Origin of the sequence: Nostoc sp. ATCC 53789, assembly GCF_009873495.1 — a bacterium.
GTDB lineage: Bacteria > Cyanobacteriota > Cyanobacteriia > Cyanobacteriales > Nostocaceae > Nostoc > Nostoc muscorum_A.
Genome location: NZ_CP046703.1, coordinates 4,453,708 through 4,473,718, shown reverse-complemented (window position 1 = coordinate 4,473,718; position 20,011 = coordinate 4,453,708). Strand labels below are relative to the sequence as shown.

Sequence of the window (20,011 nt, the reverse complement as noted above, 5' to 3'; positions counted from 1 at the left end):
TTAAACTCTGGACTCTGTGCCATCTGCGTCGCTCTGGTTAAAAAAAATACTTTCCAACCGCAGAGGCACAGAGAAGCCAGTGCGTTGGGCGGGTTCCCCGACTTGTAGCAACTGGCGCAGCGCTGAGAAAAAATAAGAGATTTTACGAGTTACCTTGAAAGGGCTAAAATTAGGATTTAACTCTTGACACAAAGTAAAGAATGTGAATTTTTATTTGGTGAAAAACTAACATAATTGCTCTGAAGATTTCAGAGCAATTTCGCCAAAAAAACTGCCAGAAAATCTATCTGGTAGAAGGCTAGTTTTCATAATTTGTTTTCCTAAATACATATTTAGGACTATTCGTTTAGTGGGTAAATTTTATAAATAACAGTTTTTACTAATAGTAAATATTGAATATATTTGCCGAATCCAAAATATCATAATCTCTGTTTACATATTAAACTCACAACTCAAGGCTAAAGGCATGACTCTATCGATCGCACATTTAGGGCCTCCCGGCACTTACGCAGAACAAGCAGCTGTTCTGTATGTCAACTGGTTGACTAAAAGTACGGGAGATAAAGCTACCTTATCTCCCTATCCCACCATCTCACAGTCACTGCACGCCGTTGCTGATGGTCAAGCTCACCTGGCTGTTGTGCCAGTAGAAAATTCTATTGAAGGGAGTGTTACCACAACACTGGATACACTGTGGCAGTTAGACAGCTTGCGAATTCAGTTGGCTTTGGTATTACCCATTGTCCATACCTTAATTTCCTGCGCCTCTGGCTTAGATAAGATTAAAACTGTTTACTCTCACCCGCAAGCTTTGGCACAATGTCAGGGATGGTTAGAGCGGTTTCTCCCGACTGTACAGATTATTCCCAGGAATTCTACAACCGAAGCACTACAGCGATTGGAGCAAGAGACAACAACAGCAGCGATCGCTTCTAGTAGAGCAGCTCAACTCTACAACCTGCCGATACTTGCCACTGGTATTAACGACTATCCAGAAAACTGTACTCGTTTTTGGGTAGTAAGTCAGGGTGAAGCAGATGCTGGATACCAGACATCAAAAGTTCCTACTAGTCACACATCGCTAGCTTTTAGTATGCCTGCTAACACACCTGGAGCATTAGTCAAACCTTTGCAAATCTTTGCTCAACTAGGAATTAACCTCAGCCGGATTGAATCTCGTCCGACGAAGCGATCGCTAGGCGAATATTTGTTTTTCATGGATTTAGAAGCAGATGTCAAGGAAGCACAAATGCAATCTGCTTTAGCAGAATTAACTATTCACACAGAGATTTTAAAAATTATTGGCGCTTACAATGTTTTGCCGATCGGCGCTTTTACTTGAGAAGTTAGGAGTTATCAGTTAGGGAATATAAAATAAGTTGTCGATCTTGTATTTTTTGCTATTTTTCCTAACTCCTAAACTCCTCACTCCTCACTTTTCATTAAAGGTGTCTTTGAGAACAGCACGAGCTGCCAAATGATTACGAGTAGAAGTTAAAATTTCTGCTTCTCGCTCTAGACGAGTTGCAGTATCTTGCATTTCTAGCAATAACTGTTGCTCTGCGGCGACACCGTAAAGATTACTGGCTACCCAATAAGATAGTTCTGTTGGTAGATCGGGCAAATCTTCTGGCAATTCGATATTTTGTTCGGTTAATTTACCTGATAGACGCACAACATCTCGCAGTAGTTGTTCTACCTCAGTTGACAAAGGATGTAAATCTTTAGTTGGTGGTTGGTCTTCAATCCACTCAACTAAGCCAACGCGATATGGCTTTTCACGAACATACTCTAATACACGAAATCTTTGCTGCCCTAATGTCAACATCTTGATTCGATCATCTGGCAGCCGTTGGTGATGAACAATTTCTGCACAACAACCAGTGTTTGCAATTGTACCTTTGACTGGATCGAACATCAAAACACCGAATCTGCGATCGCTCTCCAAAATCGTGTTCATCATGATTCGGTAGCGAAATTCAAAGATGTGTAAAGGTAATGGTCTAGTAGGAAACAGAACTACTTCGGGTAACGGGAACAGAGGTAGTTCACGAACTGCAATTTTAGAAGATGATGTCATTGTTACCTTGGTATAAACTTAATCTTTAAAATTTCTTTTTCTCTGCTTTTCCCGTATTTTGTCTATATTCTATCATTTGTTTCCTAGCTAAATAAAAGCCCTGAGATATATTTCTTCAGGGCTATGTAAAAATTAATACTAATATCATTTGTCATTTGTCCTTTGCTAATGACAAATGACCAATGACTAATGACTAAATTAAAGTTTTACTTCAATATCCACACCCGATGGTAGATCCAATTTCATCAGGGCATCTATAGTCTTAGAAGAGGGCTGGTAAATGTCAATAATCCGGCGATGGGTACGGGTTTCAAAGTGTTCCCGTGAATCTTTATCTACGTGAGGCGATCGCAGCACACAATAGATCCGGCGTTTTGTGGGTAAAGGAATTGGGCCTATGGCTGTAGCGTTGGTGCGGTTAGCTGTATCTACAATCTTCTCGCAAGATGTATCTAATAAGCGTCGGTCAAAAGCCTGTAAGCGAATTCTAATTTTCTGCTGCTGTAGAGTTGCCATCTTTAATTTTCCAGGTTCTGCGTAATTAGGGGATTATTTACAGGTTAAAGGTTACAGGGTAAAGGTTACAGAAAACTATTACTTGTCCCCTGTAACCTATTACCTTATTTATAGAGGGAAGAGAAAGGAGCAGAGATGAATCATACCATCTCTGCTCCTTTGTTATGAGCAAAAAGGTGCTACTTGATGATTTTGGAGACGACACCAGCACCGATGGTACGTCCACCTTCGCGGATAGCGAAGCGCATTCCTTGTTCAATCGCGATCGCGTTGATCAATTCTACTGTCATCTTGATGCGATCGCCTGGCATCACCATTTCTACTTCTTTGCCTTCATCGGAGGTGTAGGCTTTGATGGTACCAGTTACATCAGTTGTCCGCACGTAGAACTGTGGACGGTAGCCAGCGAAAAATGGAGTCTTACGACCACCTTCTTTTTCTGTTAAGACATACACCTCACCTTCAAATTCATTGTGAGGTTTAATCGAACCAGGTTTGGCGATGACCATACCCCGTTCAATATCAGCCTTCTGGATACCCCGGAGTAGTACACCAGCGTTATCCCCAGCCATACCTTGGTCGAGACTCTTCTTGAACATCTCAATCCCAGTTACGGTAGTGGCGCGAGTATCTCTGATACCCACTAGTTCAACGTTATCGCCAACTTTGACTACACCCCGCTCAATCCGACCGGTGGCGACAGTACCACGACCTGTAATTGAGAACACGTCTTCTACAGCCATCAGGAAGGGTTTATCAACATCCCGCTCAGGAGTGGGGATGTAAGAATCTACAGCATCCATCAATTCGTAGATTTTGTCTACCCAAGGATTTTCACCGCGTTGGGTCTTAGGATTTTTGGTCATTGCTTCTAGAGCTTGCAGACCAGATCCTTTGATAATGGGGATGTCGTCACCAGGGAAATCGTAGCTGGAAAGCAGTTCTCTCAGTTCTAGTTCTACTAGTTCCAAGAGTTCTGGGTCATCCATCAAATCTTCTTTGTTCAAGAAGACAACTAGACTGGGAACGCCTACCTGTTTTGCTAACAGGATGTGTTCGCGGGTTTGGGGCATAGGGCCATCGGTAGCAGCAACTACGAGGATACCTCCGTCCATTTGGGCAGCACCGGTGATCATGTTCTTCACATAGTCAGCGTGTCCTGGACAGTCTACGTGAGCATAGTGCCGACTTGCAGTCTCATACTCTACGTGAGCGGTATTAATGGTAATACCCCGTGCCTTTTCTTCTGGGGCATTATCAATTTGGTCGTAGCCCTTAGCTACAGCCTGACCCATAGCTGCCAAGGTCATGGTAATGGCTGCTGTCAAGGTAGTTTTACCGTGGTCAACGTGGCCAACTGTACCGATATTGATGTGGGGCTTATTTCTTTCAAACTTTGCGCGTGCCATGAATGCTCATTTCCTTATTTTAACTAAGCGTTCCCTTTGCTTTTTGCAATGATAGTTTCAGCTACGCTGCGAGGCACCTCTTCGTAGTGGCTGAACTCCATCGTGAAGGTACCCCGACCTTGCGTTTTTGACCGGATATCAGTGGCGTAGCCAAACATACTCGCCAGTGGAACTTTGGATGTTACCTTAGCGAGTCCCTTTTCGGTGCTTTGGCTTTCAATCTGCCCTCGGCGGGTGTTGAGGTCGCCAATCACGTTCCCCATATAGTCTTCAGGAACTTCAACTTCAACTTTCATCATAGGTTCTAAGATGACAGGTGAAGCTTTCAGCACAGCCTCTTTCATCGCCATTGAGCCAGCGATTTTGAAAGCCATTTCTGAAGAGTCTACATCATGGTATGACCCATCAATTAGTGTCGCTTTAACGTCAATCAAAGGATATCCAGCTAGAACACCGGATTCACAGCTTTCTTTCATCCCTTGTTCTGCGGGGCCAACGTACTCTTTAGGTACTGTACCGCCAGCAATTTTGGAAACGAATTCAAAGCCAGTACCGGGTTCTCCAGGCTCCAAATTGATCACAACGTGACCATATTGACCTTTACCACCACTTTGGCGGATGAATTTGCCCTCAACTTTGTTCACAGCTTTCCGAATTGTTTCTCGGTAAGCTACTTGTGGCGCACCTACATTCGCTTCCACCTTGAATTCTCGTAACATCCGGTCTACTAGAATTTCTAGGTGTAGCTCTCCCATTCCTGCGATCACGGTCTGATTTGTTTCGGGATCGACGCGAACACGGAAGGTGGGGTCTTCTTCTGAGAGAGATTGCAGAGCTTTGGACAATTTGTCCATATCGTTCTTGGTTTTGGGTTCAACCGCCACCGAGATCACAGGCTCAGGAATGAATAGGGATTCCAGAATTACTGGCGATCCATCATCACAGAGCGTGTCACCTGTTAAGGTGTCTTTCAAACCCAGAGCTGCTCCCAAATCACCTGCTCGCAGTTCATCGACATCTTGCCGATCGTCTGCCTTCATGAGGACTAAGCGGGAAATCCGTTCTTTTTTATTCTTACTAGCGTTGAGAACGTAGCTGCCCTTTTTTAGGACACCAGAATAAACGCGAACAAATGTCAGGCGACCGTAAGGGTCAGCCATAATCTTGAATGCCAGAGCTGCTAAGGGTTCGTTGTCATCAGCCCGCCGCTCAATAGTATCGCCATTGGGCAGTAAGCCTTGAATTGGCGGTACTTCACTTGGCGCTGGCAGGTAATCTACAACGGCATCCAGCATCAACTGCACGCCTTTGTTTTTGAATGCTGAACCGCAAAGTACTGGTACAATTGTCCCCGCAATTGTGCCTTTACGCAGAGCAGTCCTAATTTCCTGTTCTGTAAGTTCTTCGCCCTCGAAGTACTTAGCCATCAGAGCATCATCGGTTTCTGCCGCAGCTTCTATGAGCTTAGTGCGGAATTCGTCTACCTGCGCTTGCAATTCTTCCGGGATATCGGTTTCCTGGATATCGGTTCCTTGGTCGTTGGCGTAAATATACGCACGTTGCCGTACTAGGTCAACGATACCTTGGAAGTCATTTTCACTACCAATTGGTAGTTGAATGGCGATCGCATTTGCCCGCAGGCGATCGCGGATTTGCTCGTGAACTTTATAAAAGTTCGCTCCGGTGCGATCCATCTTGTTGATAAAGGCTATCCGAGGAACTTTGTAGCGTTCTGCTTGTCGCCACACTGTCTCAGACTGCGGTTGCACGCCGCCCACAGAACAAAATACTGCGATTACACCATCCAACACGCGCATGGAACGCTCAACTTCAATTGTGAAGTCTACGTGACCTGGAGTATCGATAATGTTAATTTGATGATCTTTCCAACTGGTACTAATAGCAGCAGCAGTAATGGTAATTCCCCGTTCCCGCTCTTGCTCCATCCAGTCTGTGACGGCAGTTCCTTCATGAACTTCGCCAATTTTATGAATTATCCCAGAGTAAAATAATATTCTCTCTGTTGTTGTTGTTTTGCCCGCATCTATATGCGCCGCAATACCAATGTTGCGTACTTTCTCTAGCGGGATCGTGCGTGCCACAGCTACCTCCTATAGTTTTTGCCTCATGATATCTTGTATATTACTCTTTGTTAAGATTCTATACTTTTACGGAAAACCGTCTTCTTTTTGTAAATCCACGATATACCGCTTCGGCAAGGCGATATATCGCTTTTCTACTTAATAACGATAGTGGGCAAATGCTTTGTTAGCTTCCGCCATCCGGTGCGTTTCTTCGCGTTTCCGAATCGCATTGCCAGTTTCGTTAGCAGCATCCATTAACTCATTTGCCAATTTGCTTGCCATTGTCCGGCCTGGTCTAGACCGGGAATATTGCACTAACCAACGCAGTGCTAAGGTAGTGCCCCGTTCTGAACGCACTTCCATTGGTACTTGGTAGGTTGCTCCACCTACTCGTCTAGCTTTCACCTCTACTAAAGGTGTGGCATTTCGCACTGCTCTTTCAAAGGTTTCTAAAGCACCATTTCCAGTGCGTTCCTCAATAGTTTTCAATGCTTCATAAACAATTCGTGCGGCAAGTGATTTCTTGCCATGACGCATGATCCGCCTGATAATCATGCTCACAAGGCGACTGTTATATACAGAGTCAGACGGAACTGGGCGCCTTTGAATAACACCACGACGAGACATACTTCACCTTTAATTCGGAATTGGCAACGAAATTATATGCTATCAGACACCGGAAACTAAAAGCTGTGGAACCCAACCCTCAGACTTTTTCAATTTTGTTTTCGACTGTTGCAGCAAGGCTGACCTATTGACTGCCAATTTTGGATTAGAGTTTTTGGTAGACGTTCCGACCACAAGGATTGGAAAAAATCAAAAGTCTGTAAGCCTCATCCCCTTGTGGGTTCGACCAATCCAAAATTGCAAATCTAAAATCTAAAATTCATTGACTTGCTACCTGCAATTAAATACTTAAGGTGACAAGATTCTAAACCTTAATGTCCAGATTAGAATTCTGCTGTGGGTTACAGCATTCTCCTCAGAACTTCTACACTTGCTCGCTTAGTGTAGGTGTAGCTTGCTTGATTTTTTTTTAACAGACTGAGCAGCTTTCATAACTGCTCTTAGAACACATACCCTGATAGTTTTTTGTCCTTGGGCGCTTCGTAAGATAGACGATTAACCGTGTTGGGTGCGATTAATCGCCTAATCCTATTTTTTCGCTTCTTTCGGACGCTTGGTTCCATACTTGGAACGCCCTTGTTTACGGTCTTTAACTCCGGCTGTATCTAGGGTGCCACGGATAATGTGGTATCTCACGCCTGGTAGATCCTTAACCCGACCACCACGAATCATCACAACTGAGTGTTCTTGTAAGTTGTGACCAATACCTGGAATGTAAGCTGTAACTTCAAATCCAGATGTCAGTCTGACTCTTGCTACTTTGCGTAGAGCTGAGTTAGGCTTCTTGGGTGTGGTCGTGTATACTCTGGTACAAACTCCCCGACGTTGAGGGCATTGTTTCAGAGCCGGGGACTTGGTTTTCTGACGCGCTTGCTCGCGCTCATTACGTATTAGCTGCTGTATTGTTGGCATGAGTTACAGCGCGTAAAGCTGCTTATATGTCTAAGTTTTAACAAATCCTGATTATATCGTTTTTTAGTGTTTTATGTCAATTGTAATTTTTCCTTTGTTATTAGCAAATGATCGCTAATTAAGGACTATTGATTGCTTGTCAAAAAAGAATTGCCACAGCCACAGGTTGCGATCGCTTGGGGATTGTGGAAGCGAAAACCACCACCCATTAAGTCTTCTGAATAATCTACCCTCAAACCGTTGAGGTAATTTAAGCTTGTAGCATCTATGACTACTTGAATTTCGTCCAAGTTGAAAACCTGGTCGCCAACTTTTATAGTTTCATCGAAGGACATATCATAAAATAACCCAGAACAGCCACCTGGTTTTACTGCCAATCGAAACAAGACATTTGGCTGCTGCTTGGACTTTATTCGCCCAATTTCACTCGCGGCTGCTTGACTCAGATGAATCATGGAAGTCGTTTTTTGCAATTGAATACCCCATCTTCATTTTACAGACAGATGGGTTAACTCTCGCTTCCCGAAAATTCCAAATTATCGAAGCCATGAGCGCGATCGCTATTACTACATTTATAGCACAACAAACTTCAGTCCCCACCTTAACTAGGTAGGGACTTCTGGGGTGCAGTGGTTCGCAAAGACGATTGGCACAAAAATATATTCAGTTTTTAGATTAGAACTTTAGTCCTTAGTTCGGGCATAGTCATCTTGGTAGCGGATAATGTCATCCTCTCCCAAGTATTCGCCATTTTGCACTTCAATTAACACTAAGGTAATCACGCCAGGATTTTCTAAACGATGAGATGTACATTGAGGTACATAAGTTGACTCATTATTGCTCAGTAATACTTCTTTCTCGCCACAAGTTACCCTAGCTGTACCTGAGACGACAATCCAGTGTTCGCTGCGGTGGTGGTGCATCTGTAAACTGAGGCGGTGTCCGGGCTTAACTTCGATGCGCTTGATTTTGTATCCGCGCCCTTCTTCCAAAACTGTAAAAGCACCCCAAGGACGTAACTCAGTTGCAGCAATGCCTCTGGAAGTGATAGTTGAAGGTAGGTGTAGAGTGTCAGTCTGTGTAGTTTCTTGATATCGAGCCATAATTACCTCATTTGAAGACATAACAAACCGTCTGTACTCTTAACTATTGATAAAAAATCTGGCGCTATGTTCCAACGTTGAAAATCAGCAATTTTTTCGCACCTTGATAAACATAACAAAATCAAACCTGATGGTGTAAACCATCACTATTAAAACTCTTAGGTTTACACTAAGTCTTCATTAAGCAAAGCGGCAGCTTGTTCTAAACTTTAAAAAAAGATGGGGAATTGGGCATTGGGCAAAACAGTTCCGAGTGCTGAGTGAGGAGTGCTGAGTGAAGAGTTAGGAGTTACGAATTCTCCCCCTTGCTCCCTACTCCTTAATCCCTGATTAACGAGGTTTCAGGAAAATACCAATTCCATTATGAACACGAGCAGCAGTACTAGGCGATCGGTCAAGTAGTTGCCCTCCTAAATAAAGGCTGGTAGAACTACCGCCGTCCAGATTTAAGGCATCCACACAGCCCATCTGTTGCATTAATTGGGCATGTTCTGCCAATGTAGGGCCATAACCGCCAGCACGATTATGGACGGCAGCAATCATCAGTGTGCCTGTTGCAGTTGTACAAATACCGCTACGAATAGCCTTTTCTGCAATAAAGGCATTGCTGAATTTTTCTGCTTTGGCATCAAGGACAATTTGACGATTTTGGATTAATAGCGGCCCGGCTCCGATAATGTGGGGATAACGACTAAAATCAGTGGGAGTAGTGCTGCTAGAAATACGTACTGCGCTTCCAATCGGTAACTGTGAGGCAGCGCTAACGCTGTTAGCGCGTAAAGTTAGTAGGTAGCCATCCTGGGGAATGGGAACGGCCGTCCCACCAACTTTGCCGCCTGGTAGTTGCTGAGTAATTTGGTCTTTTTGTACCACTAGGATAATTTCGTTATCCGTTAAGGGTGTGTAAGTTGCTCCCCAAACTGGGGTGTAACGAGCAATGCCACTCTGGACGTAGCCACTATTAAGAAACAAAATTGGTAAGCGCTGGTTATTTGCAGTAATTAAAGTTTCTTCTAAGGTGAGACGACCGAAGTAAAATTGACCTGAATCATTCCAAGCGATCGCACCCCGGTTAAGAATGGGGCCTGATAACCACTGACTATCCCGACGAATCGCACCCAATGGTAATCTATTATTGCGGTTAAAATAACCACCGTTAATTCCAGCTACTGCTAAGTAACGTTGTGCTGTTTGAATTAAGGGAGCAGTACCCCCAAGCCCATCAGGACTAGCCCACATAGGTTTCAGCGTTAGCCCAAATTTACGGGGATTAACTTCTAACCAAACCACCGGAAAACGTTCTGTGCCTAAGTTGACATAATGCTGTCGCCAGCGTAATCCTGGGGCCCAAGTAATATCTCGTTCTTCTAGAGGATCGGGTCGAATATCGATAATCAGGCGATTGGGGTTAGCGATAGTCTTAACTTGAGGCGATAGACCAAAGGGAACGCTCAGACTAATAATCGTTTGGTTTTTCACCACCTGCACTTGTCGGATAAGTGGTTCAGGGGCTGTTGGTATTGGTTGTGTTGGTGTAACTGGTAATAATTGTTTGAGCAGGTTTGGCAGTAATGTTGGCGCTGCTGCTGGTGGCTGGGGGGTATAGCGTTCTATCAAAACGGGATCGGCTATTCCATCCAGGGTAATTGTCCACTCTCGATTTGGCGGTGTAGTGGGTTTTGGGGTTGGTGTGTCTGGATCGGAAGATGGAGTTTGCGGTTTTGCGATCGCTGATCCTTGTGCAACTTGCCAGGGAGTCGCCCGATCTAGATTTACAAGTATGCGACTTTGTTGCAAAGGGGCACTTGCCTCTGGAGGTTCCTGGCTCTGAACAATATTCGTAATTTGTGCTTTTGGGGTAGCAATCACCAAGGTGTTCCCATTGGCTTGGATTTGCCATCCAGATGTTTGGGCAAAATTAGTGATATCCAGATAGCGATATGCTCCTACTAGCCTGGTGGCTAAAACCAGTGGTGTTGTCACCGACGAAAACCACTGTATTGGTTGTTTCGCTGAACTACTACTGTTTAAGAAATTTACTCCAATTAATTGCCTAAATACCCCGTCACTGAGATGAGTTGTCACCTGACCAGATTTTCCCGGCCGTTGCAACCAAGTTCCTGGTAAAGTACGACCATTGATGGAAATTTGATTCCCAGAGGATACCATCCCTGTTAGAGGAGGTGCAGGTGACTGGGAGATCAGTGATTTGTTGTTTTTTGGCAACTCTTGGGCGTTGCTAGCACCAGTAGTGGTTAAACACAATAATGTTAAAAGTATTGGTGACACAGTAGCCCGGAAGAATCTGCGTTCGCTAATCCCTGATTGGCAACAACTCGGCATTTTTACCATAATTTACTAGGTACTTTTGAAAACTATCACCCCAAGGTATAAACTAACTAATTATTTGAAAATATTAAAAAAACATGACTTTATTTCTGAAAAAAGATGCTATTATATATATTGGCTAATTGTCTCTTTTAGACAAAAATAAATTTAGACGCTAGAGCCATTGCAAAGAAGTGTTTTAACTAGCACTAATCCTAACCACACTATACACGGTAGTCTTGGTTATCAAAACTGGATTAAGATAGTCAATCCTGAGTGGATGTTGCTACTTCAGTGAGGTCTAGTTAATAGTAAGCAGCTGGTAAGCAGCAAAACTCCAGACAACAACAAAAATATTTGGGAATTGTCAAATGGGTATATATTGTAATACGCTGATTTTATTGCCGGATCGGGATGAGTTTGGCTTTAAAACATAAGACAGCATTGACTTTGGTTTCAGGTGAGCCTAAATAGGCTCCGTGGGTAGCTACCGTGCATCTGGAAAAAGGGAATTGAAAAAATACTTAGCTTCAGAATATAAAAAAGAAACTGTCAGGACAATAATCATGTCTTGGCGGAGGTAAATTGTCTGACACCGCATAAATACATAAAAAATACGCAACTATTTTAACACGGGTAAGCTAAGAAAGTAAAACCGAAGTTAAAATTTTTTTTCCCTAAATTTCGGTGCTTATATATTTCTCCATCGTGGAATTTAGAAATTTTTCCCGTAAGTAGTGGCAAAATTGGTAACTCAATACTTCAGGAACAGGGTATGAATAATCAACCGATGAATCAAGAGCAGAAAATCACAGCAAATATCAACTCAAGAGATACCTATCAGGGGCAAAAGTGGTTAGTAGAAGAACGAGATGCCTGTGGTGTCGGTTTTATTGCTCATCGTCAAAATCATACCAGCCACGAAATTGTCGAAAAAGCCTTAGCTGCTCTAACCTGCTTAGAACATCGGGGAGGTTGTAGCGCCGATCAAGACTCTGGTGATGGGGCTGGAGTATTGACAGCTATCCCTTGGGATTTGTTCCAACAAGACTTTGCCCAAAGAGGGAAGGAATTTCCATCCACCAATAATATAGCTGTGGGGATGATATTTCTCCCACAAGACCAGGAAGCAGCACAAAAAGCTAGGGCGGCAGTTGAGCAAGTAGCTACTGAAGAAAAATTAATTGTACTGGGTTGGCGAGTAGTGCCAGTGCAATCTGATTTATTGGGTGTACAAGCAAGAGAAAATCAACCCCAGATCGAACAAGTTTTGTTAGCTTCTGTTGACAAAAGCGGCGATGAATTGGAACGACAGGTGTACATTACCCGCCGCCGAATTAGTAAAATTGCAACCAATATCTCAGAAGAATTTTATATCTGCTCGTTGTCAAATCGCACAATTGTCTACAAAGGCATGGTGCGTTCTGCCGTATTGGGAGAATTTTATCAAGATTTAAAAAATCCAGCTTACAAAAGCGCCTTTGCTGTCTATCATCGCCGCTTTAGTACCAACACGATGCCCAAGTGGCCCCTAGCTCAACCGATGCGGCTTTTGGGTCACAACGGCGAAATTAATACCTTATTGGGTAACATCAACTGGATGATGGCACGAGAAGCTAGCCTGAATCATCCTGTATGGGGCGATCGCATCAAGGAACTCAAGCCATTAGTTCATATTGATAACAGCGACTCAGCTACCCTAGATAACGTACTGGAATTACTGGTGTGTTCTGGACGCACCCCCTTGGAAGCTTTAATGATTATGGTTCCAGAAGCTTACCAAAATCAGCCTTCTTTGCGTGAATCTCCAGAAATTGTTGATTTCTACGAATATTACAGTGGTTTGCAAGAAGCATGGGACGGGCCAGCACTTTTAGTCTTCAGCGATGGCAAAAAAGTTGGTGCAACATTAGATCGTAATGGCTTAAGACCTGCTCGTTACCTAATCACCAAAGATGACTACATTGTTGTAGCTTCTGAAGCTGGTGTAGTGGACTTTCCAGAAGCCGATATTGTCGAGAAAGGTAGACTCGGCCCTGGGCAAATGATTGCCGTGGATTTAGTTAACCATGAAGTGCTAAAGAATTGGGAGATTAAGCAGCGCATTGCCAAGCAGCACCCTTATGGAGAATGGCTGCAACAGTACCGTCAAGAATTAAAGTCATTAGTCATTAGTCATCCGTCATTAGCAAATGGCAATGGCAAAGGACAAATGACAAATGACCAAGGACAAGTGACAATTGACAAGCAAACCTTGCTTCAACTTCAAACCGCCTTTGGCTACACCACAGAAGATGTGGAAATGGTGATTCAGCAAATGGCGATCGCAGGTTCAGAGCCGACTTTCTGTATGGGGGATGATATTCCTTTAGCAGTGCTGTCAACGAAGCCCCACCTGCTTTATGACTATTTCAAACAGCGCTTTGCTCAGGTGACGAACCCGGCAATTGATCCCCTGCGGGAAAAGCTAGTGATGTCTTTGAAAGTCGAATTGGGTGAACGAGGTAACTTATTAGAACCCAAAGCAGAATATGCTCGGAGATTGAAACTTGAGTCGCCAGTGTTAACGGATGCTGAATTAGAGGCGATTAAGCTGTCGGGATTTGCCACAGCCGAGTTGTCAACACTATTTGCGATCGCCAACGGTCCTGAAGGATTGAAAGCCGCAGTCGAATCTTTACAAGCACAAGCAGCTGAATCAGTCCGGGCAGGTGCAAAGATTTTAATCTTAACCGATAAGGTAAATGATGGTATCACCACAGAATATACCTACATCCCTCCCCTGTTAGCAGTCGGTGCTGTACATCATCACCTGATTCGGGAAGGGTTGCGGATGAAAACATCCCTAATTGTTAATACTGCCCAATGCTGGAGTACTCATCACTTTGCTTGTCTTATTGGCTATGGCGCTGGTGCAGTCTGCCCGTATATGGCTTTAGATACGGTGCGTGATTGGTGCATTGATCCCAGAACCCAAAAGTTAATGGGGGTGCAAAAAATTCCCACCCTTACCGTAGAACAAGCTTTAGGAAACTATCGCAAAGCGGTAGAGTCAGGTTTGCTCAAAATCCTCTCCAAGATGGGAATTTCTCTGCTCTCCAGCTATCAAGCAGCCCAAATCTTTGAAGCTATTGGCATTGGTGGGGATTTAATCGAACTAGGATTTCGTGGTACGACTTCCCGGATCGGTGGTTTGAGTGTTAGCGAACTCGCTGATGAAGTACTTTCCTTTCACGTCAAGGCTTTCCCAGAACTAACGACCAAGAAGTTAGAAAACCTGGGGTTTGTGCAGTATCGTCCTGGCGGCGAGTACCACATGAATAGCCCCGAAATGGTCAAGGCGCTGCATAAAGCTCTAGATGGCAAAAACTATGACCACTACGAAGTTTACAAAAAACACCTCCAAGGCAGACCAGTAACGGCATTGCGAGACTTGCTAGATTTCCAAGGTGAGCGTACCCCAATTTCTCTAGAAGAAGTAGAGTCGGTAGCTGAGATTGTCAAACGTTTCTGTACGGGCGGCATGTCTTTAGGCGCTTTGTCAAGAGAAGCCCATGAAACTTTAGCGATCGCCATGAATCGCATTGGCGGTAAATCTAACTCTGGAGAAGGCGGCGAAGATCCAGTGCGCTATAAAGTTTTAGATGATGTCGACGAGTCTGGTAACTCGCCAACCCTACCTCATTTAAAAGGATTGCGGAATGGTGATAAAGCCTATAGTGCTATTAAGCAAGTCGCATCGGGACGCTTTGGTGTCACACCAGAGTACTTAGTCAACGCCAAACAAATTGAAATCAAAATTGCCCAAGGTGCCAAGCCCGGCGAAGGTGGACAACTACCAGGGCCCAAGGTTAGCCAATACATTGCGATGTTAAGGCGTTCTAAGCCAGGTGTAACGCTGATTTCGCCACCACCGCATCACGATATATATTCAATTGAAGACCTAGCGCAACTGATTTTTGATCTGCACCAAATTAACCCCAAAGCAAAGGTGTCGGTGAAGCTAGTGTCAGAAGTTGGCATTGGCACGATCGCTGCTGGTGTAGCCAAGGCAAACGCTGATATCATCCAAATTTCTGGTCATGATGGTGGTACAGGTGCATCGCCACTTAGTTCGATTAAACACGCTGGTTCGCCGTGGGAATTGGGTTTAAGTGAAGTGCATCGGGTTTTGATGGAAAATAGCCTGCGCGATCGCGTGGTTTTACGTGTAGATGGCGGTCTGAAGAGTGGCTGGGACGTGGTAATAGGTGCATTGATGGGTGCTGAAGAATTTGGTTTCGGTTCCATCGCCATGATTGCTGAAGGCTGCATCATGGCGCGGATCTGCCACACAAATAATTGCCCTGTGGGTGTCGCGTCCCAGAAAGAAGAACTCCGCAAGCGGTTTACGGGGATACCGGAACAGGTTGTCAACTTCTTCTACTTCATTGCCGAAGAAGTGCGTAGTTTGTTAGCACGACTTGGCTACCGTTCTTTGTCAGAAATCATTGGACGTGCAGATTTGTTGAAACTGCGCCAAGAGGCAAAAATTACCAAAACACAATCACTAAATCTTGATTGTTTACTTAAGCTGCCAGATACCAGAGACAATCGTAGCTGGTTAGTGCATGAAGAAGTCCACAGCAACGGCGTGGTTTTAGATGACAAGTTCCTTGCCGATCCCGACATTCAGGCTGCTATTAGGGATCAGTCTACTGTCACCAAGACTTACCCAATTATCAATACTGACAGAACAGTGGGTACAAGATTAGCGGGTGCGATCGCTTCTCAATATGGTGACAGTGATTTTGAAGGACAAATTAATCTCAACTTCATAGGTAGTGTTGGACAAAGCTTTGGTGCTTTTAACCTCCCCGGCATAAGTTTATCCTTAGAAGGAGAAGCAAACGACTACGTAGGTAAAGGGATGCATGGTGGTGAAATCATCATCAAACCTCCAACTGATGCTACCTATAACGCATCACAAAATGTCATAGTTGGTAATACGTGCCTCTATGGTGCTACTGGTGGCATGTTATTTGCCAATGGACTAGCAGGAGAGCGCTTTGCGGTGAGAAACTCCAAAGGCATCGCAGTGATTGAAGGCGCTGGGGATCACTGCTGTGAATACATGACTGGTGGTGTGATTGTCGTCCTCGGTAAAGTAGGGCGCAACGTCGCTGCTGGAATGACTGGCGGACTAGCATACTTCTTAGATGAAGACGACGCATTCCGTGAGTTAGTCAACCCGGAAATAGTCAAAATCCAACGGGTGATTACGGAAGTAGGTGCAAAACAACTGCAAGAGTTAATCCAAACTCATGCGGAACGCACTGGTTCACCAAAGGCCAAGAAAATTTTGCAAAACTGGCAAGAATTTTTGCCGAAGTTCTGGCAGTTGGTTCCACCTTCTGAAGCTGATAGTCCCGAAGCTAATCCTGAAAAAACAACTGAGTTTAGTTTAGTAACTAGTCATTAATAACTTCAGCAAAAATCTCTTTGGATTGCTAAAGTAGCCACCTGAACTTACTTCTGAGAATAGAGTAGAGATATAAAAAGATTCCCCTTGATAAGGGGAATCTTTTTTTAAGTGATTCAAAAATAATGTATTTTAAACAAAAAATATAATTTTAGTTTTTAGCCAATTATTATTGACCAATTAACCATAATTAATAATTATTGCTTTTTATTAGCAAGCAACTTTTGACCTGTATCTTCTATTTCTAAAAGTTCTGGAATAGTCACAAAGCGATAGCCTTGCTTTCTAAAGTTGCTAATAATTTCTGGTAAGGCTTGTACAGTTCGAGAACGGTTCCCACCACCATCATGCATTAGCACAATACCACCAGGTTTTGAATCTTTAATTACGTTATCTATCAACTTTGGTACAGTCGGTAATTTGTAGTCTGTTGAGTCAGCCGACCACATGATCACAGCATACTTCTGTCCTCTAGCATAAGCAGACAATCCATTGTGCAGATTCCCACCAGGTGGTCGGAAGAGATTTGTTTTAGCGCCTGTGATTTGATAGATTAGGTCTGTTGTGCGATCAATTTCAAAAGCTGCTGCTTGTTGATTAAAGAAGTGATACCAATGATGCCAAGTATGGTTAGCAATGACATGACCTTCAGTTACAATTTTCTTTCCTATTTCTGGATAATTTTTTAGGTTCTGCCCAACAACAAAAAACGTTCCTTTGATATTATTTGATTTCAGAATATCTAGCACTTGCTCTGTAGTATCAGGCCAAGGGCCATCATCAAAGGTGAGAGCAATCACTTTTTCACCCTGAGTTAGTTTTGCCTCTTCAATTATTGCTCCTTGAAAACGTGATGGCAAAGCGTAAGATAGCCCTTTTGTTTGTGCTTCTTGCTGCCAACTTGTAAACATCGCCGCCTTTAATTTCTCAATGCGCTGCTGAGTTCCTACATTTGCAGCTACATCCTTGATATCGATATTTTGTCTACTTTGAGCCTCTGAGGCATTTGGTCTGAGAAGCATCATGAAAGCAAGGCTAAAAACACCACCTAAAGCAAGCAGTGCAATTAATATTCCTTCTGGCCACAGAAACGACTTATTGTTTTCCACCTCATAGCTCCTTCAAAGATCGAACCATCAACCACGGTTATGACGGTACGTTATAGCACATTTTTTTAGATATCTTAAAATACCAGCTAGTTACTGGTAATTCTGAAAATTGGAATTTGGGCTAACGAAGATTCACAATAGACTATATGGCTTTAACTGAACCTACATACTTGAGATTTCAATGAGAATCAATGCTTACACAATACTTGGTACCGTGTAATGTCAACCCATTCATAAAAGGCAAGGTCTGCATTTCCACATTCTTACCTCTAGCTCTAAGAAGGAGTACAATTAGATAATTAGCCACGCCCCAAAATCCTCTTAATAGGAGTTCTGAATTAGTTTCTGTCTTTCACTTCACAGCGAAGGCAGCATTATCATTTCAAGTTTTATAGCTTTACAAATAAGATGAGCTAGACTGTCGCGTATACAATTTGCAGTTTTCGCGGACTGAAGTTTTTATCTTCAGACACTGTGACACTAAAGTTGTAAATTATACAACTTAGCGAATTATGTGATTAACATACAAAACTACTTACGAGGGGCGGGGTATCTTTCAAAAATGAGTCTAGCAAACTGTTAGTTCTATTGTTGATAAGATATATTCTACTGCCTGCTGCTATTGCTTCTTTTTTAAGAAAAAGTTAAATTTTCAACTGACAGAATATTACCTTGTAATTTCTAGGAAATAGACCAGACGAAAATTGATTCAATATAGTTTCTCATTGCCAAGGGGCACTTATTCGTTAATCTAGATACTTTTGACCAATTTAGCAAAAATAATTTTATCGGCAGTTTAATTCTATTTTTAATGCTGATACTTTAGGCTAAATTGCTAATGGCTTTTGTCGGTTAATGTTTTTCTCGATAATGATGGAGATTTATATCTTATTAATAGTACACTTTAATATGTACTGTCACCGTGTAATTACGGAAAAATTCGCATATATCTAGGCTAAGTTGTTAAAATCATCATAATATTAGGAATTCGCTTCGATTTCTGAGATTTCTGAATCTAAGTGCATAGGTAGACAATAGTCAATAGGAAAGAAGGCTTTGTCAGTTGTACTGAGTTTTTTCAAAAATCAAATATGAGTTCTATATAACATTTATACTATTGAATTCTACATTTAAATGTAATATTTTTTACTGCTATCAATTGTTATGGCTGTAATTCTGTGTTTAAAATTACATTGCAATAGTAGTTTATTTTATGTAATATCACTTAATAATACATATCAAATATATTTGATTTTAACTCAACTACCAACACTGACCTCGGCTTTTTTTCAGTGAAGTGAAGCAGATACTGTTATATATGTCGTAAGCAGTTTTGCTACTTAACGACCAATTTTCTGCTCAAATAAAAACCCACTGTATGTATTGCTTTATCAATCGGTAACTAGCTTTTTTAGCAGAACGCAGTAAAACTGAAAATTATCTAATAACTTGCCTTATATTATAATTGCAACAATTAGAATTAGAATTCTTAACTTCTCAAGGAATCTTAATCATTAGCTTATATTCCCTTAAAGAGGTCATCGTTTATTTACAGTACTTTTACTTATGTTTGGTAGACGTAATAACTGTATTGTTTAATATATGTATGGGTTTATGCAGAACCTAGATTGTTTATTAGTATACCTTTTGAGTCAAAATAATCAAGGTATTTGTCCCACTTCTGAAACTGGCTACAAATTTTTATGATTCCTCACGAAAGTGATGCAAAAGAAGAACGTGCGTCGTCAAAAGTATTGCGTAGTTGGCAAGAAAATCTGATTTTAATTGCGATCGCATTATGTTTAGCATTTCTGATCAGAACTTTTATCGCCGAACCCCGCTATATCCCTTCGGATTCGATGCTGCCAACCTTACATACTGGCGATCGCTTGGTAGTTGAAAAAATATCCTACCATTTTCACCCTCCCATAACTGGGGATATTATTGTTTTTCAGCCACCCGCAGAACTACAACGTCGGGGATATCCTAAAGACCAAGCTTTCATCAAGCGGGTTATTGGCCAGCCTGGTGAGGTAATTAGTGTTGATTCTGGCAAAGTCTATCTCAACGGTCAACCCTTGACAGAAGACTACATTGCTGAACCACCAAATCAGCCATACCAAGCAGTGAAAGTCCCAGAAGACGAATTTTTTGTCATGGGAGATAATCGGAACGATAGTAATGACTCTCGCTATTGGGGCTTTTTACCCAGAGAAAACGTCATTGGTCGGGCAACGTTTCGTTTTTGGCCTCTTGATCGCATTGGGTTCATTTAATCAATTTTGGATTTTGGATTTTTCCTTCAATCCAAGTTGCGCTGTAAGCGCACCAAAGGTTCGACTCAAAATCTAAAATTAGCAGAGTTAGAAGTTTTAAAATAAC

Annotated in this window: 13 protein-coding genes; 3 read left to right on the top strand and 10 right to left on the bottom strand. The window is 42.7% G+C overall.

From position 1 onward, the window contains the following. The first annotated feature begins 466 nt into the window (after nucleotides 1–466). On the top strand, nucleotides 467–1,342 hold the full coding sequence (pheA, locus tag GJB62_RS18355) for a prephenate dehydratase (RefSeq protein WP_114081148.1): 876 nt from the start codon (nucleotides 467–469) through the stop codon (nucleotides 1,340–1,342). 90 nt (nucleotides 1,343–1,432) lie between these two features. On the opposite strand, the gene GJB62_RS18350 is transcribed toward pheA, so the two are convergent. From GJB62_RS18350 to GJB62_RS18310, 9 genes are all read right to left on the bottom strand, one after another. After that, complete coding sequence (locus GJB62_RS18350) at nucleotides 1,433–2,080, bottom strand: LON peptidase substrate-binding domain-containing protein (RefSeq protein WP_114081149.1); 648 nt, start codon at nucleotides 2,078–2,080, stop codon at nucleotides 1,433–1,435. A 198-nt stretch (nucleotides 2,081–2,278) separates the two neighbouring features. Further along, on the bottom strand, nucleotides 2,279–2,596 hold the full coding sequence (gene rpsJ, locus GJB62_RS18345; RefSeq protein WP_008232935.1) for a 30S ribosomal protein S10: 318 nt from the start codon (nucleotides 2,594–2,596) through the stop codon (nucleotides 2,279–2,281). Nucleotides 2,597–2,775: 179 nt separating this feature from the next. Beyond that, on the bottom strand, nucleotides 2,776–4,005 hold the full coding sequence (gene tuf / locus GJB62_RS18340) for an elongation factor Tu (RefSeq protein WP_100899834.1): 1,230 nt from the start codon (nucleotides 4,003–4,005) through the stop codon (nucleotides 2,776–2,778). Nucleotides 4,006–4,028: 23 nt separating this feature from the next. Further along, nucleotides 4,029–6,107, bottom strand: a complete 2,079-nt coding sequence (fusA, locus tag GJB62_RS18335; RefSeq protein WP_012410238.1) for an elongation factor G — start codon at nucleotides 6,105–6,107, stop codon at nucleotides 4,029–4,031. Nucleotides 6,108–6,245: 138 nt separating this feature from the next. Next, a complete protein-coding gene (rpsG, locus tag GJB62_RS18330) occupies nucleotides 6,246–6,716 on the bottom strand; it encodes a 30S ribosomal protein S7 (protein ID WP_012410237.1) in 471 nt (156 codons plus the stop codon). 528 nt (nucleotides 6,717–7,244) lie between these two features. Next, complete coding sequence (rpsL, locus tag GJB62_RS18325; RefSeq protein ID WP_012410236.1) at nucleotides 7,245–7,628, bottom strand: 30S ribosomal protein S12; 384 nt, start codon at nucleotides 7,626–7,628, stop codon at nucleotides 7,245–7,247. 125 nt (nucleotides 7,629–7,753) lie between these two features. Then, entirely contained in the window at nucleotides 7,754–8,083 is a 330-nt protein-coding gene (locus GJB62_RS18320; protein WP_114081150.1) for an iron-sulfur cluster assembly accessory protein, read from the bottom strand. Nucleotides 8,084–8,311: 228 nt separating this feature from the next. After that, nucleotides 8,312–8,731 carry a cupin domain-containing protein gene (locus tag GJB62_RS18315; RefSeq protein ID WP_114081235.1) on the bottom strand — a complete coding sequence of 140 codons (420 nt, stop codon included), beginning with the start codon at nucleotides 8,729–8,731 and terminating at the stop codon, nucleotides 8,312–8,314. Between the two features lie 330 nt (nucleotides 8,732–9,061). Then, entirely contained in the window at nucleotides 9,062–11,074 is a 2,013-nt protein-coding gene (locus GJB62_RS18310) for a phosphodiester glycosidase family protein (protein ID WP_114081236.1), read from the bottom strand. 760 nt (nucleotides 11,075–11,834) lie between these two features. On the opposite strand from GJB62_RS18310, the gene gltB reads away from it, so the two are divergent. Further along, nucleotides 11,835–16,520 (top strand): glutamate synthase large subunit, encoded by a 4,686-nt coding sequence (gene gltB, locus GJB62_RS18305; RefSeq protein ID WP_114081151.1) that lies wholly within the window; start codon nucleotides 11,835–11,837, stop codon nucleotides 16,518–16,520. 197 nt (nucleotides 16,521–16,717) lie between these two features. Here gltB and GJB62_RS18300 read toward each other — a convergent pair whose 3' ends face one another. Beyond that, a complete protein-coding gene (locus GJB62_RS18300; protein ID WP_114081152.1) occupies nucleotides 16,718–17,629 on the bottom strand; it encodes a polysaccharide deacetylase family protein in 912 nt (303 codons plus the stop codon). Between the two features lie 1,703 nt (nucleotides 17,630–19,332). Here GJB62_RS18300 and lepB point away from each other — a divergent pair. Beyond that, entirely contained in the window at nucleotides 19,333–19,905 is a 573-nt protein-coding gene (gene lepB / locus GJB62_RS18295) for a signal peptidase I (RefSeq protein ID WP_012410230.1), read from the top strand. Nucleotides 19,906–20,011: the final 106 nt, after the last annotated feature.